11 protein-coding genes and 1 pseudogene are annotated in these 17045 nt (G+C 42.6%); 11 read left to right on the forward strand and 1 reads right to left on the reverse strand.

Translation table 11 applies throughout. The features are described 5' to 3' along the window. Positions 1-4: 4 nt before the first annotated feature. Positions 5-807: pseudogene (locus ACRRU2_RS19910) on the reverse strand (hypothetical protein); the annotation flags it as partial. Between the two features lie 174 nt (positions 808-981). On the opposite strand from ACRRU2_RS19910, the gene ACRRU2_RS19915 reads away from it, so the two are divergent. The 11 genes from ACRRU2_RS19915 to ACRRU2_RS19965 all read left to right on the forward strand — a co-directional run bounded on the left by ACRRU2_RS19915 (position 982) and on the right by ACRRU2_RS19965 (position 16898). Further along, entirely contained in the window at positions 982-2397 is a 1416-nt protein-coding gene (locus tag ACRRU2_RS19915) for an RNA-guided endonuclease InsQ/TnpB family protein (RefSeq protein WP_432504392.1), read from the forward strand. A 71-nt stretch (positions 2398-2468) separates the two neighbouring features. Further along, positions 2469-2801 (forward strand): helix-turn-helix domain-containing protein, encoded by a 333-nt coding sequence (locus tag ACRRU2_RS19920; protein ID WP_331701199.1) that lies wholly within the window; start codon positions 2469-2471, stop codon positions 2799-2801. A gap of 678 nt (positions 2802-3479) precedes the next feature. Further along, positions 3480-4661 (forward strand): DUF2264 domain-containing protein, encoded by a 1182-nt coding sequence (locus ACRRU2_RS19925; RefSeq protein WP_331701198.1) that lies wholly within the window; start codon positions 3480-3482, stop codon positions 4659-4661. Between the two features lie 664 nt (positions 4662-5325). After that, entirely contained in the window at positions 5326-6762 is a 1437-nt protein-coding gene (locus ACRRU2_RS19930) for a helix-turn-helix domain-containing protein (protein WP_432504394.1), read from the forward strand. 1 nt (position 6763) lies between these two features. Next, the gene (locus tag ACRRU2_RS19935; protein WP_432504396.1) at positions 6764-8488 is read left to right on the forward strand and encodes a sensor histidine kinase; all 1725 of its coding nucleotides are present in this window, start codon (positions 6764-6766) and stop codon (positions 8486-8488) included. After that, a complete protein-coding gene (locus ACRRU2_RS19940) occupies positions 8485-10089 on the forward strand; it encodes an extracellular solute-binding protein (RefSeq protein ID WP_432504398.1) in 1605 nt (534 codons plus the stop codon). Before ACRRU2_RS19935 ends, ACRRU2_RS19940 begins: the two co-directional genes overlap by 4 nt. A 237-nt stretch (positions 10090-10326) precedes the next feature. After that, positions 10327-11643 carry an ABC transporter substrate-binding protein gene (locus ACRRU2_RS19945; RefSeq protein WP_432504400.1) on the forward strand — a complete coding sequence of 439 codons (1317 nt, stop codon included), beginning with the start codon at positions 10327-10329 and terminating at the stop codon, positions 11641-11643. Between the two features lie 4 nt (positions 11644-11647). After that, positions 11648-12532 (forward strand): carbohydrate ABC transporter permease, encoded by an 885-nt coding sequence (locus ACRRU2_RS19950; protein ID WP_432504402.1) that lies wholly within the window; start codon positions 11648-11650, stop codon positions 12530-12532. Between the two features lie 83 nt (positions 12533-12615). After that, positions 12616-13377: a carbohydrate ABC transporter permease gene (locus ACRRU2_RS19955; protein WP_331701214.1), complete on the forward strand. Its 762-nt coding sequence runs from the start codon at positions 12616-12618 to the stop codon at positions 13375-13377. Between the two features lie 49 nt (positions 13378-13426). Beyond that, positions 13427-15727, forward strand: a complete 2301-nt coding sequence (locus ACRRU2_RS19960; RefSeq protein WP_432504404.1) for a discoidin domain-containing protein — start codon at positions 13427-13429, stop codon at positions 15725-15727. Positions 15728-16733: 1006 nt separating this feature from the next. Continuing rightward, positions 16734-16898 (forward strand): hypothetical protein, encoded by a 165-nt coding sequence (locus ACRRU2_RS19965; protein WP_432504406.1) that lies wholly within the window; start codon positions 16734-16736, stop codon positions 16896-16898. The last annotated feature ends 147 nt before the right edge of the window (positions 16899-17045 follow it).

The raw sequence follows: 17045 nt of genomic DNA on the forward strand, positions 1-17045 counted from the left end.
CCTATTAATTACTAAACTGCGGTAAATATTGCTTGTTAGCGTCCATCATTTCATCCAGCAATTTCTGTGCGACAGATACGGAAGGGATTAATGGATGATGGCTCAGAGCAAGCAGCGCTTTCGTTCTGTCCCCTTCGACAGCTGCTTCTATCGTTAGCTGCTCATAGGTTTTTACGGCGTGAAGCAAGCCTTTTATATGATTCGGCATTTTCGTCAGCGGCAGTGGAATCGGCCCGTTTTTAGTCACAACACAATTGACTTCTATACAGGCGTCATAGGGAAGAAAGTCTATAATGCCTTGATTCGCTACATTCAAGGTTTGAATATCATTCTTCCCGTTATACAGAGAACGCATCAAATTAACGGCGGCTTCGGAATAATAAGCGCCGCCTCTTTGCTCCAGCTGTGCAGGCTTTTCCTTCAGATCCGGATTTTTATACAATTCAAACAGCTCCGACTCTGTCCGCTTAACAATTTCCGCCCGCGTGCCTTCCCCTTTGCTTGCTTGTAATTGCTCCTGAAGCATCTCGTCCGTCAGATAGAAATATTTCAAATAATACGAAGGAATAGATTCGAGCGCTTGTAAAAATGACACGTCCCAGCCTTGCTGTGGGACATTTTTTCCCGTATAGGAATAGCTTCCGTCACCATCCCCGCAGGATTCGTAAAATTCAGCAGCCATGCATCGGGAGCAAGCTCCTCCATGTCCTTGCAAATATCTAGCAGAACAGGAATGGTGCGCAAAGCTTTGAACATCCCGCTGGGCCCTGTTGTTTCTTGACCGATCACACCGTATTTCAATGGTATTAGAAAAATTATCCCTTTGGTCGCTTGATCTACCATTGCTCGCCTAGAGGACTCCCACTTCTACAAGTGACGAGGTGAATCGGTGGCTTCCTGAATCTTCCCTTCCAAACTCATTAGCGATATAATTGAGATAGGAACATTTGTTCTTGTATGTATTATGGAAGGGGGGAAGTCATGCCAGATTCGACGTTCAGGTACAGAACCATGCAGGTGTGGATCAAGCCAGGCCATCGTTTGTTTCCCTACTTCGATCAAGTATGTCAGAACGCTAAGAACCTATATAATACGACTAACTTTTACATCCGGCAGATCTTTACCGCATTTGGGCGGAAGGATTCCCTGCAACCGTTGCAGCAGCAAGTGTTGGATACATTGGCAATGCATATTGACGCCATGAATGAACGGAGAAGTGAAAAGAATCGTTCCTATCCGTTCGAGCTGCCAACGTCAGAGAATCCCTTTGTTGATTATAACTTTTTGGATGCCTTGTTCAAAGTGATGGATCAAACTGATTATCGATCACTTCCAACGCAGAGCAGTCAGGGGATGATGAAGGTCGTCTTCAACAATTGGAAAGCCTTCTTTGCGAGTGTCAAGGACTACCGCAAGCACCCGGAGAAGTACAGTGGCAAGCCCCGTATTCCGGGATACGCTCGAAGCAAGATGAAGGAAGTGGTGTTCTCCAATCAGGATTGTGTCATCAAAAAACAGAAGTTTCTTAAGCTTCCCGGAACCAAGCAGCAACTGAACATCGGGAAGCTGGGCTGCACGGGCGGGAAACTGAAGCAAGTGCGTGTTGTCCCCAGCTATGGACAATACGTGGTCGAAATGGTCTTTGCGTACCGGGTCGAACAGAAGGAAGTCACATCAGAATATGTGCTCGCGATTGATCTTGGTGTCGACAATCTTGCAACCATCGTCACGACAACCGGAATCAAGCCGGTGGTTGTGAAGGGCAAGAGGGTGAAAGCGATCAATCAATATTACAACAAAATGAAAGCGTATTATACCGGTATTCTTCGTTACGGTAAGCGGACACAAGAAGACATACATACATCCAGACGCTTGGAACGGCTGCATCTGAAGCGCCATCGTAGAATCAAGGACTACTTTCATAAAGCGAGTTATCATATTGTCCATTTCGCCTTGAAAGAGCAGGTGGGTACGATTGTCATTGGACATAATGATGGCTGGAAACAAGCAGCTAGGATGGGACGGCGCATTAATCAGGCATTCTGTCATATTCCCCATCAGATGCTCATCCACATGATCCAATATAAGGCGGCTGAACAGGGATTAACGGTTATCCTGACCGAAGAAGCCTATACGTCAAAAGCCAGCTTTTTGGATCTAGACCCGTTGCCGGGATATGACCAAGAGGGAACATGGAGCTTTTCGGGCAAACGGATTTGTCGCGGGCTGTATAAGAGCGCGCAAGGCTTGATTCATGCTGATGTGAACGGTGCAGCCAATATTATGCGAAAAGTATTCCCAAACGTCTCCGCCAAAGGAACGAATGGGGTAGAGGGGTTGGATGGTAACCAGACCATCAACGTGTCAACTCCACTGATGTTAAGCAACCTGAGATAGCTTAGGAAGATACATCAGAAACCCTCACTTCAATCGGAGCGATAGCGTAGATAAGTGGTGGGAGTATTCATATGCAAGCAAAAAAACCGGATATTATAAAGGCCCAACGCTATTTTGAGCAGCGCATTACAAGCAAAATATCTTTGGATGAAATTGCACACGAGCTCCATATGAACCCCAGTTACTTTAGCAGATTGTTCCGAAAAGAAACAGGAGAAACCTTTGTTGAATACGTCACCAAGCTTAAGATCGATCGGGCTAAAGAGCTGTTGCGCTGGACGAACAGCAGCATTGAGACGATATCGGAATCTCTCGGCTACGACAATAAAAGCTACTTTTCCAAGCTTTTCAAATCCGTATGCGGCATTACGCCTGGCGAGTATCGGGAACAAAACAGCAGCTAGCGATTGCATAAAAGAGAAGGATGGACACTGCGAGCAACATGCCAACAATAGAAGATTGTGGAACAATTGTACGTCCTGGTTGATTACGGTGATGATGGAGAGTGGGTGTAAGGAAATCATTATTCATGGTGGCAGGGGGCGGTACTGGTATACGCTGGATTTTTCTTTTGCCGGGTACGCCGAACAGAGGTACAATAGAAACAGCATTTCAATTTCAATTTTCTAGCTGATAATTAGATACTCTCAGGCTGTTGAAAAGCTCAAAAAGTACTTTGCAACAATGACAAACTTTGTTTTGTGAAACGAGCACCTACGCACTAAAGCTAACTGCATTTCCTGTACTTAGTATTGAGAAATTTGGCTTTTTTGTGATTCTAAAGGGAAAAACTACATCTAGTTTGCCTCAATTCGCAAAATATAGGGTAATTCAATAAAACTAGATGCATGAAATCCATCTAGAATCGTTTATTCGATAAAAAAGAAGAATCTAGATGCACAAAATGTACTTTGCTATCACGAGCACTTGGTCATTCTTCATTGTATACTTTTTCAATAAGCTCATAGTTGCAGGATTAATCCTTAACAGATTACCTTCAGTGGCAAATAAGGATATTTCATCTCACATTGTAAATCTTAACGTAAATTAATAGCCCCATCGGCCAAGAAAGGAACATTGCAATGAATTGTACTTCATATAACCCTGCATTAACGACAGACAGAACGTACTGGCTGGAGCGGATGCAGCAGGTAGCTGAGCCTGTCTTATCCGCACTCGTGGAGCGGAGGCTAAAACGCGACATGCCGGTAGAAAGCAAAGCGGGATTAGAAGAGGAAAGAGCGAAATTTACACATTTGGAGGCATTTGGCCGGCTGCTTGCGGGCATTGCCCCTTGGCTTGAATTGCAGGGCGGGGCAGCGGATGCAGCGGAGGAAGAGCTTCGCCTCCGGTATGCGTCGATGGCCCGGGAAGCGATCGCGGCCGGTACAGACCCTGCGTCGCCGGACTATATGAATTTCACGGACGGGGCGCAGCCGATCGTCGACGCCGCCTTTCTGGCGCAAGCGCTGCTAAGAGCGCCGCGGGAGCTGTGGCAGAAGCTGGAGCCCGCCGTTCAGCGCAATGTGGTCGCAGCGCTTAAGGAGACGCGCAGCCGCAAGCCTTATGCCAACAATTGGCTGCTTTTCTCTGCAATTATTGAAGCGGCTCTTTTCGCGGCGGGCGAGCGCGACTGGGACCCGATGCGAATTGATTACGCGATCAGACAGCATGAGCAATGGTACAAGGGAGACGGCGCTTACGGCGATGGCCCTAACTTTCATTGGGACTATTACAACAGCTTCGTTATTCAACCTATGCTGGTTGATATATTGGAGGCGGTACATAGCCAGGATGAGGCATGGGACGCATATCGCTTGGCGGTGCTGCCGCGAGCGCGTCGCTATGCCAGTGTACTAGAGCGGTTCATTGCGCCGGACGGCTCGTTTCCGCCGATCGGCCGTTCGCTCGCTTACCGCAGCGGCGCCTTCCAAAGTCTCGCGCAAAGCGCACTGCGCGATGAACTGCCGGAGGAGCTTGCACAGGGAAGCGTGCGCAGCGCGCTTACGGCTGTTATCCGGCGCACGCTTGAAGCACCAGGAACGTTTACGGACGCCGGATGGCTGACGATTGGCCTGGCGGGACATCAGCCTGGGCTTGGAGAGGGATATATTTCGACGGGCAGCCTGTACTTATGCTCTACAGTGTTCCTACCGTTGGGGCTTCCCGCCTCGCATCCGTTTTGGAGCGATCCTGCTGCACCTTGGACCTCGCAGCTCGCGTGGGGCGGAGCGGATATTCAGATTGATTCTGCATTAACATAATGAAACGAAGAGCCTGCTATTGCCGCTTTACGGCATGCAGGCTCTTGCTATTAGTTGTAATAAAAAGAAAATTATTTTTATGTGAGGTCATATTTATCGTTATTTTTGCAATCGCTTTCATATTATACGGATAGATCGGGAAGGAATTATGCTGCTGATTCAAAAGTTTAATTAGCCCCTGCACGTCACTGAGGCGGATAGCGGCAAACAAGCGCTCGCTTATTTGCAATATTGCTAAGAGCGCATCTTAGCGGCAGAGCCTACTACTGACCTAAAGACAGGAAATGATCAGGCTGCCGCTTATGCTAAAAAGCGCTGGTATGCAAATGCGGATTAAATTGCCGATTTTCTTAGCAAAATTAATCCATATTCGTCCAGAGAGCAATGGCAACAGATGATGTACGAGCATCTAGGGCTTCTAAGTGGGGAAGTCGCTTCTCGCATAGCAAGGGATTGTACACGAAACGTTGCGTTAGCTGATCCTATTCAAGCACAGGCGTATGACAAGTGGAATCGTAAAGCAGTTCCCGATAATTTATGAACTGAGCAGGTTTACTGTCATGTAGAGACCAATAGTAATCCGGATCGTTACAATGTAATTGTTCTTGATCATAATATATGCTAGTATATGCTTAATTTTACCGATGAAAGCGGTGACATTGTAGTGAGGGTGTTAATTGTTGAGGATGATCACTTGGTACGTCGCGGCTTGATAAGCTCGATGCCCTGGAAACAATTTAATATGACGGTTATCGGGGAAGCTGCTAATGGTGAAGAAGCACTACAGTTTTTAGAGAAGCATAAAGTAGATTTGCTGTTTACGGATTTGCTTATGCCGATTATGCCGGGGCTTGAGCTGATGATGCATGTGCGGGATATGTATCCGCAAGTTGGCATGGTTGTCTTAACCTTTTACGAAGAGTTTCAATATATTCAGGAGGCGCTTCGACTGGGAGCGCTTGATTATATTATAAAAGTAGATTTAGAATTTGACCAAATGCATGCGGTTTTGGACAGAGTCGCTAATGCTATGCAGCGGTTAAAGTATCTGGTTAAGCCAGAAGAGAGGAAGTCTGGCAATAAAGTTACCTTAATATCACTAAGCGAAGAAGAATGCTATTCTGTGTTGATTAGACTGAAGCAGGAGTGTGCGATAAGTTATTCGGAACTAGAACATGGTGTTTGGCAATTATTTGGTAAGCATGACGATATTCGAGAAAAAATAGAGAGCGGACAAATTGTATTGCCGCCATACTGTGGTGTTGTGGAGTGGACCGATTATAGCCGATCAAATGAAGCACAGGATGATCAAAGTGTAATGGAGAATAATAAGCTGGCAGAGGTATACAACTCTAATACAAACTGCTTAAAAGAAGTGCGGGGACTTTTTTACTATTTGTACAATAAGGACAAGCAGTACTACCAAGTAGTTATTTGTGAACTATATCAGTATTGCGAGCAGATTGAGCGTGAGCAGGAAGGCTTCTTTTTTCAGGAAAATAATGACTGGAGCTCGTTGCTATGGACGATGGATGAGGATCGATATGAGGCTAATCTTGCTTCTATTATTTTTAGAAAGCCTCCCCGAGTTGCACTTGAAGCTTATTTTTATGCGATGATGACTCATTGGAAGCAGCAGTATGAACATCGACTGCTGATTATAGAGATGGCGTTTCCGTGGAAATGTTGGAGGGATGCAAGTGAAAATTTGAGCAGAGTACGCGCTCAGTTGCGAAGTGCATACAGTACATCATCTTATTCAGATGATGTCGTTAAGCATATTATGAAGGCTCTCGATTTTATCCATCTTCATTATCAGAAAGAGATGCAAATCTCAAAGGTTGCAGCAGTGGCGAATATGAGTCGCAGTTACTTTAGTAGATGCTTTCATGATATCACTGGCTCAACCTTCAATGATTATTTACGGAAGTTGCGTATCCAGCACGCGAAAAAATTGCTGGAGCAGTCCACCCGTTCGATCAGCTGGATTGCAGTGCAATCTGGTTATATAAATGAAAAGTATTTTTCCAGAGTGTTTCGACAAACAGTAGGGTTGCAGCCTCGTGAATATCGCCAGCAGGTTTTACACAAAGGTGTATAGCATGAAGCGATGGATTCAACAATTAACGCCGTATTCTCTCAAGCATCGTTTTATTTATTTGTTGCTATTAAGTGTTCTTATCCCGCTAATTCCTTTGGGTAGCATTTCTTATTTATCTATGAATGAAATATTAGAGAACAAAACGAAGCAAGGCATTAAAAGCAACCTGCATCAGGTACGGCTGTCACTGGATAATTTGCTGAGCCAGCTCAATCATGTCTCACAAATGCTGGCATTTGACGGACAAGTAGGCAAATCACTTGAAAATTATTTGAACGCTAAAGCATTGGACAAAAAGCTGTTTTATGATGAACTTAGAGCACAATTAAATTTGATTCAATTTACAAATCCTTCTGTAGGGCTAATGTTTTATTACCTTGCTGATCAAAATACATATTTTTTTGAAAGCAACCCTGTTCGGAAGCGAGTCGAGCTTGGAGAGCTGCCGTTATTCGACCAATACAATGAAATTTCATATTTTGGGCCGCATAGAACTTTGAATATGGCACTGGACAGGGATGTGATATCTATTATGAGAAAGGTAAACTTGCCTGATCAAGAACAGTTATATATTTATATCGAAAGCAATTTAAACATTATTGGGGATTTGTTTACGGAGTTTTCAACGAATACAGATTACTTGATTATCGATCATAAGGGGATCATTCGGTACAGTGAAAATCAAGCCTCATTTCCGATAGGATCAGTCTATACCAGGACGTTAGAGATCAATGACAATGGTCATTATATCTTTGAAGAGCGAAGCAATCAGGATTGGAAGGTAGTCGCAGCTATATCTGAAAGTGTGTACAAATCCGAAATCCGCAGCTGGATAATAAAGTATATTGGCTTCGCATTAATTACTTTGCTTGCTGGTCTAGTGATCGCATGGTTGATGTATCGCTCATTGTACCGTCCGCTTAGAATTCTTAGTCAGAGTATACGTGATGTCAAGAATGATAATTGGAATAAGCCGATAGAGCCGGCCAATATGATGGAGTTTGATTCGATACAAGCGGATTTTTCCAGAATGAAGGCTCGAGTAACTGAACTATTGGGAGAGTTGGCAGCGGAGGAAAAGAAGAAGGGAATACTGGAGATTGAAAAGCTGCTTAGTCAAATCAATCCACACTTTTTGCATAATACTTTAGATACGCTTAGGTGGATGGCTAGGGAAAAGGGACATCTTGATATGGACCAGATTATTTCTGCTCTTATACGTGTTCTGCATTATAACTTGGGTAAAGGCGGACCAGCGACAATTCGGCAGGAGATAGACAGTGTAAGGCATTATTTATCGATACAGGAAAAACGGTTTGAATTTCAATTTCATATTCATGTGCATGCGAAGCAACATGTGCTTGATTTGCCGATTCCTCGTTTTGTACTGCAGCCTATCGTAGAAAATGCGATTTATCATGGCTTATCAGATCAAGGCAAGATTGAAATAACGATTATTGAGAAAGGGAGTAGTCAAATTGAAATTACGATAAAAGATGATGGCAGAGGAATGTCACCTGAAGAAATTGTTTCGATTATGCAGCCTCAGGCACAGGAAATGGTTACGCATTCTGGCATAGGTCTTCGATATGTAAGAAAAATGATTGAACAATATGGTGAAGTAGGAAGTATCAGCGTAGAAAGCACACCAGGCGAGGGAACGGTATTTGTTATATGTTTGCCAATTGGTGATAGTGAGTTCGACAGAAAGGAGGTGGGCAGTTGAAGTTTAAGTACCGCTCCATCATTATTTTGTTATTGTCGATAACATTTATTTATGCATGCGCGGCGCCGCCACCTTTGAGTGACGAAATGGATATTTACCGAATGAAAGAAAAAGTGGAACTTACCATTGTGAAAGAAATGAAATCAAATGCGGGACTTCCGGATGGAGATACGCTTGAAAATAATATGTACACACGTTATTTAACGGAAAAATCAAATGTTAGCTTTAAAGTTCGCTGGGCTTCCTCGGGACAGGATTATGAGGAAAAGCTGAAGCTTGCCGTCGCAACGCATGATATTCCTGATGTACTAGTTGTCGATGAAACATTGTTTCGGACAATGGTAGAACAGGAGCAAATTATGGATTTGACGAATATATTCAACGAGTATGCCTCTCCGCTGCTAAAAGAATTGTACGCATCATCACAAAACAAAGCGCTTAAGAAGGCAACAATTGATGGAAAACTGATGGCCATTCCTAACTTGAGTGTGCAAGGTGATGCATTTAGTATGTTATGGGTACGGGAGGATTGGCTTAATGAGCTTAAGCTGACTGCTCCTCGAACGGTAGAGGAGGTAGGACAGGTTGCCCGTGCATTTATCGCAAATAATATGGGAGGAGATAATGGCAAGAAGACGCTCGGTTTAATTGGAAATGTAGCACGAAATGCAGCCAACAACACTGTTGCTGATTTTACTGGACTATTTGCAGCTTATCAGGCATTTCCGGGTATTTGGCTAAGAGAGGGGAACGGGCAGGTAATATATGGCTCGACAACCTTGCAAGCTAAAGAGGCGTTAAGCAAGCTAAGGCAATGGTATGAGGAAGGAATTATTGATCCGGACTTTTATTTGCGCCAGGAAATTAGTGAACCGATTATATCAGGGGAGGCAGGAATGTTTTTTGCGCCGTGGTTTGCGCCGTGGTATCCGCTTAACGAATCCATGATGTACGATAAAAGGGCGGTGTGGCGCCCCTATCCGATTTTCAGCAATGATAACAAGCTTTACTCCAAAAGCATGCCTGTCAGCCAGTGGTATATCGTAGTGCGAAAAGGGGTAGACAAGCCAGAAGCACTTATGGTTTATCTGAATCATTATATAAATATACAGCGCTTCATGGACCCTGACGCGAAACAATTGAATCTGTCTCTTGATGCGTCCTATTATCCAATCTATACATCATTTGATTACCCAGATGCCGTAACCCGCAAGCATGCTCACCTTATGCAGGCACTTGAGGGAGTGATGGAACCGGAGCAGCTTGATCCTGAGATGAGGCAACATTATAATACTTGGAATCGTGTTGTAGAGTCACCGGAATCATTTTCGATTGGCGATTGGATGGCACCGTATGCTTATATTTATGGAGCAGCAGTATTAAAAAATGATATCGTTTACGTGGATAATATTTATACAGCGATGTCCAAAACGATGCGCATGAAATGGGATAAGCTGCAGCGATTGGAGCAATCCGCCTATCTAAGCATTATTACAGGAGAACAACCTCTGGACTATTTCGAGCAGTTTGTAGAGCTGTGGCGTGCAGAAGGAGGAGAGCAAATTATTAAAGAGATTGCTGAAGCGAACTCTTACGAATAGCCATTATAAAAACAACTGAGCAGTATGAAAAGAATTATACTACCGAATAAGGCACCGACTGTCTTTTTAAAAGTGTACAATTGTCTTCTCGCTAAATATTACTGTCAAAATGAAGATGTTTTTATACCAAACCCAAAACCTTTTTAAACCTTTGAAAGGGCTTTCTTTTTTATACTGAGATAGGCGGCAAGGATGAATCAAATCCGCCGAGTATAAATTTAAGAAGGGGTTGTCTTCATGAAGAAATGGATGGGATTTAGTTTAACTTTTGTACTGCTGCTTGGTGTTTTGGCAGGCTGCTCAGGTACAGCAACAAATGGTAACGGCAAGACAGAAGAGTCGTCTGCACCAAGTAATAATCAAGAACAAAAACAAGGTGAAAGCAAAAACAAAGTCAAGCTTTCTTTAGGATTATGGGACAAAAATGCTGTACCTGCCTTTGAGGTGATGATGGAGAAATTTCATGCCAAGCATGACAATATCGAGGTATCGATTGAATTGACGCCGTGGGACCAGTATTGGATGAAGATGGAGGCGGCAGCAACTGGGGGAGCTTTGCCGGATGTGTTCTGGATGAATGGCCCCAACTTTGTGAAGTATGCATCGAATGGGATTATTATGCCTTTGCAGGAGAGAATTAACGGCTCTAACATGAGTCTTGAAAATTATCCGCAAGCTTTAATTAACCTATATTCCTATGAGAATTCCAGCTATGCGATTCCGTTCAGTTTTGACACGATCGGCTTGTGGTATAACAAAAAAATGTTCGATGCAGCTAACCTGGACTACCCTGATGCGTCATGGGACTGGGCAAAATTTAAAGATGCAGCAGTCCAATTAACAGATAAAGATGCTGGCATATATGGATTTACAGCTGATTTATGGAATCAAGGCGGCTATTATAATACGATCTACCAAAATGGAGGATTTGTAATATCTGATGACAAAAAATCATCCGGCTATGATCAGCAAGAAGCAATAGAGGGCTTGAAGTTTTGGACTGATTTTATTGAACAAGGCATATCGCCAACCTCTTCTCAGCTTAGCGAAACGCCAGGAGTAACGATATTTGAATCAGGAAAATCTGCTTTATATTTTGGCGGATCGTGGATTCAGTCACAATTTTCCGCTAACGATGCGATACGTGATGATCTGGACGTAACCGATCTACCAAAAGGGAAAAAGCAAGCAACCATTATTCATGGTCTTGGATTTGCAATGGCAGCAAACACTAAGCATAGCGATGAAGCCTGGACGTTAATTCAATATTTGTCCTCTGAAGAGGCGCAGCAAATTCTTGGCTCCACGGGCACTACGATACCAGCCTTTAAGAATACACAGGATGCTTGGGTAAATTCCGCTCCGGCATTCAATCTGCAAGTCTTTGTTGATGCAGCGAATTATGCTGTGCCGCTTCCAGTTTCCAAAAATACAGCAAAGTGGCAGGACAAGGAGTTCGAGCTGTTTAGCAAAGCGTGGGAAGGGCAAATATCCATTGAAAACGCAGCTAAGCAACTGGGAGAGTTTATGAATAAAGCGCTAGAGGAAGAGTAGTGCGATGAATAGCCGAATAAGGAGAAATGATTATTTTTGGGCTTATATGATGATTGCTCCAACCTCTATAGGTCTGCTTATTTTCTATATATGGCCACTATTTCAGTCTGTTTATTTTAGCATGACGAAGTGGGGGGATTTTGGCAAATACGAATGGACCGGACTTGATAATTATAAACGGCTAATTGAGGATAGTGAGCTGTGGCTGGCATTAAAAAATACAGTTGTATACACCGTTCTTACTGTGCCTGCAAGTATTATTATTTCTACAGTTATTGCAGTTTTATTGGCGCGCAAAGTTAAAGGGTTGCCTGTATATAGGATGCTTTATTTTTTGCCAGTAGTTACAATGCCAAGCGCCATTGCGATGGTATGGAGATGGCTGTATCACGCAGATTTCGGGATTATCAACTATATGCTTGGATTTTTGTCCATGGATAAGATCCGATGGCTGACTGATCCCGACCTGGCTTTATACAGTGTCATTATTGTTGCGGTATGGAGCTCAATAGGTACGAATATGATACTGTTGTTATCCGGGTTGCAGGGCATATCCTCACAGTATTATGAAGCGGCATCCATTGACGGAGCTAGTGCATTTTCCCAATTTACGAAAATAACAGTGCCTTTATTGACGCCAACTTTATTTTTTGTTTCGGTCATGTCTTTAATTAGCGCTTTTCAGGTGTTCGATCTAATCTTTATGATGCTACCGCAAAGCGCAGCGTTGGAATCGGCGCAAACCGTTGTATACCTGTACTATAAGTATGCTTTCATGACCGGAGATAAGGGCTATGCAACTACTATAGCGATGTTGTTGTTTGTCATTATTATGTTGGTGACCTATGTCCAATTAAAATTGCAGAAAAACTGGGTGCATTATCAGTAGAAAGGGGGAATATGACTGTGGCAATTAAAAGAAGATCGCCTGTTTATCTGGTGCACGCTGTTCTAACTATTGGAGCGCTCGCAATGGTTATTCCATTTGTATGGATGTTTTTAACCTCGCTTAAATCTTTAGCAGAATCAACGTCTGTTCCTCCCGTACTGATCCCGCCTGTTTTGCGTTGGGAAAATTATAGGGAGGCGGTCACTAACTTGCCGTTTGGCGTTTTTTTTCGCAATACGGCAATTGTTGCAGCTGCAAGAACTGTTGGCCAGCTGTTGCTTTGCTCAATGGCTGCGTATGCTTTCGCTAGAATCAAGTTTCCGGGTCGTGAATTAATTTTTATTTTATTTTTATCGGTGCTTATGATCCCTTATCAAATTTTTATTATTCCGCAATACATGATTATGAAAGATTTGGGATGGCTGAATACGATTAAGGGGCTGATCGTGCCGGGCTTATTCAGTTCCTTTGGAACATTCTTGCTGCGTCAATTTTTTATGACGCTGCCGAAAGAATTGGAGGAGGCGGCGAAGCTCGACGGTTGTAACCATTTTCGAATTTATCGTTCCATTATGCTGCCGGTTGTAGTGCCGGGGTTGATAGCTTTAGCCATTTTTACAGCTTTGGCAGGGTGGAATGACCTATTATGGCCTATTATTGTTAATAATTCGCCAGAGAAACTAACACTGGCTGCCGGACTGGCGTCGCTAAGAGGAGAGCATACAACAAACTATCCTGTCTTAATGGCAGGTACGATGCTGGCTACATTGCCGATGATTGTTTTATTTATGTTGTTGCAAAAATATTTTATTGAAGGTATCGTACTTTCGGGTATTAAAGGATAGGTTAGCAGTTTTCATATTCAATCGTATATTACGAAGGAGTGCTAAATCTATGAAGATGCTTTTTAGAAAAGTAATAATGATTGCTTTAGCCGTTTTATTATTGACGACTTATTCAGTATGGAGTTCTGAACCGAATACTATAGTTAGTGCGAATAATGGGCTGATCAGTGTGGGCAAGCCTGTTTCCGCGCTCGATTCGGAAGCTGGACATGGGCCTGAATTTGCTGTTGATGCAGATGCGACTAACAATGGTTATTGGGGCTCCGTTATCGGCGATCAACGAAAAAATACTTGGTGGCAAATTGATCTACAGCAGCCCCATCATATTTCGCAAATTGTATTGCGAACCTATGTGGATGGATCGCGTTTCTATCATTATTACATCAGAGGCAGCATGGACGGAGAAAACTGGTATCCGATCGCCATTAAAGGTAATAACAGCCCTGCAACAAATGCAGGCGACGTATATGATATAAGCACGGCAGCCCGGTATATAAGAGTTAATTTCACTCGTGGTTCTGCCAATAGCATTGCTCATTTAACAGACTTCAAGGTATATGGTCATTTGCTCAGTACAATGTCCTCTCCTTCAAAAATACAGTTAACAGATACAGCGATTGATAAGCACTCTTATCAAAGAGGAGAGGCGATCAAGCTTACTTATACGTTAAGCAATCAATCTTTGGTTGATTCCTATGAGCTGACTGGTGTTAAGGTGAAAATAGCAGGCTTAACTTCTCCTTATGATCTGTTATTGGGGCAGCAGGTACTTGGGCAGATTGATTTGTTGCCTGGGCAAAGCCATATAGCGACAAATGTACCGATATGGACCATTCCCACGGGATTTAAACCAGGCGCATATGCTGTATATTTGCAATATTCATTTTCTGACGGAAGTGTTTGGGAAAACTATATTTCCTCGTTTCAGATTGCATCACCAGGTGACAAATATGTCTATACCATAGATAAAGAGCTATATAATGGTCTGCCCGTATTTAAACTGGATGGTGATATGAGCACAGGAGTTGTTGTTCAGAAGGCAGTTGCTTCCTTGGCGGCTGGCGTATCCCATATGTGGGAAACAACAGGCGGCATGCTGACGCCGATTCATGCAACTCCGTCCTTCTTAGTGGATTCAGTGCAACAAACGGTTGACCTATACGATCAGGAATTTGGCACGAACGCTTCCTTCGATACCGTCATCATCGGTACGGGCAGCTTTGGAGCTCCTTATTTGTCGCGAGTGCTTAAAGCGCCGTTTCTGCCGACACATTTTTTAGTAAGCGCCGATACAGTTCAGCAGCTAAAGGATATACACAAATATGCGAGCGAACAAGGCATATCTTCCTATAGTATGTTTGGAGCAGACGGATCAATAAGTAAAGGTGTCGCATGGGTAGAATTGCTTGATTTGCCTGAAGCTTATATTACATTTTTGCAAAATCATAATGTGAAAAATATTGTGATTATGGGAGCGCTTGGAGCGGGCGGAGAAAGTCTTGTAAGAAAGGTGTTAATTGATGACGCTGTGGATGGGGTGATGCAAAATAATGATATCTATTTGGGCTATAATTTTGCAGGAGTATCTGTTACACAAAATGTTGCAAATATGAATGTGAAAATAAAAGATTACAATGACTACTCTCTGGGAGTATTTCACGATTTGAAAGACTGGGAGAGCGGGCTTCTGGAGCAGCAGAAAAGCAATTATATTTATACAATCGATCAGAATGTCCCGTCTGTAACTGCAGTGGATGAGGCAACGGCTTATCTATGGGAGATGGCTTCACATGCGATGCTGTCCTTTTATAAGAAAAATAATATTGCTTTAAAGGGAGTAGCCATTAACCCTTACATGAACACACATCCTTTTTATGAATCATATAAAGGCTATATTCCGTTGTTAATGCTGCAATGGGGGACGAATGTCAATACGCTTATTGATCAACAGTTGAATACAGCTTACCGTGCTCAAATTAATCATTACTTTCCTTCTGTAGATTTTGACCAGCTAGATTTTTGGGTGAACTTTACTCGAAATGCAGGCAACAATGATGCTCCAGTTGGTAATGGCAAGTGGCTATCTGAGCAGATCCAACAAAGATTGCTGCATAATGGGCTTAATCAAGTTATTCGCAACATGAATGACACGACAGTAAACGAAATTTGGAATTTGGCGGACGGTATTAATTCACCAAGTGAAAAAATTGCTGTTGAACTGACGACGGCTACGACGCCAGCAGCGCTTAAATTGTGGGAGGAAAACTTGCAGCCGCTAACATTGGAAGAGCTTGAAGAGATTTCAAATGTTGATCCAAATATTGTAATCCAGCAAAGTTATAGACGCTAGAGAAGATGAAAAACAAATAGCAAGTAAAAGCATCCTGCAGCAGGATGCTTTTACTTGTAAAAAAGCAGAGTTTTCTGTATTCGCACAAACACTGTGCAAACACAAATTCGCCGAAAATGCTTACAAAGGGAACGAATAAGCAGCTAGGAAAGAGATCAGCGAGCGACTCTCTCATGTTGTTCACATGAGTTTATTTCATTTATAAAAGAATCGGTAGATCTAAACATGCCAATTTTATGGAGAACAAACTATTATAAACTCATATTCAGATGAATATATTAATGAAGTAGAAGGCAGTTATGCCACAATTATTAATGGATATTGCCCGAATAAAAAAATTATTGCGATAAAAGAAACATCGTTTGGGGATATAACACATTTGCAGCGTTTCACCGGAGCACATTCACTAATTAGCTTTTATTTAAAAGAATATAATATTAGTGATATTTGGAATGAAATGAATGAATATTATAAGAGAAACACTCCCCATTTTATAATGTTGTTTTTAGACTTGAAAAACCAGACAATAATAAAACATTGACGTTCGATCAAATGTAATATGGACTTATAACTAATACAGAAAACTCCCCAAATATTCTAAATGATAATTTTAAAAAATTAATAATAAATTTCAATGAAAATAGAGATCTATATAAGAGTAATTCAGATTATTTTATCTTTAGAAGAATTTCATTATACGGCAGTTTAGAGGCTTTCTTTCTCAAATCCAGATCTCAACAAAATGATATTAAGTTAGTTAATTATGCTTTAAGAGCTCAAGCATGCGCTGATAGCGAAGTCAACAATTGGAAAGCTTCTCATGCGATTAATGGAAGTTGGAATTCATGGCAAACTGATTTATGGCATTCGAATGCTTTTAAAAAAGAACACTGGTTTCAGCTTGATTTGCACAAGTCAAGAACTATAAATTAAATAAGTTCGTTGTAAATCCTCGCATTAATTTGCCAATCAATTATATCGGGAAGGACTGCTCGATCCAGATTATATGCTGAAGCAGCAGCTGCAATTGCAGGAGGACTTCGAGAAGCGGGTATTTGCTGTGCCGCTTCATTATTTCGGTTTAGGCGACGCCTCCCAGAAATATGTGGTGATTGAACCAATGCAAGCTGTCCCACATGAGCTTGGCTTGATCAATCAGCCGATTCAGTGATTAATCGACTCCGCTGCTATTTCAAAGTAATGCTGCCCAATGCGGTGACGTCGATCGTAATTGATAAGCATGGCAGCCGGCGAGCAGTATCTTGCTTGTTGAAGACTGATCTAACGGTTGCTGGTGCGGCTATTTCGATTATTTTCA

Origin of the sequence: Paenibacillus sp. GXUN7292 (assembly GCF_050864975.1) — a bacterium.
GTDB lineage: Bacteria > Bacillota > Bacilli > Paenibacillales > Paenibacillaceae > Pristimantibacillus.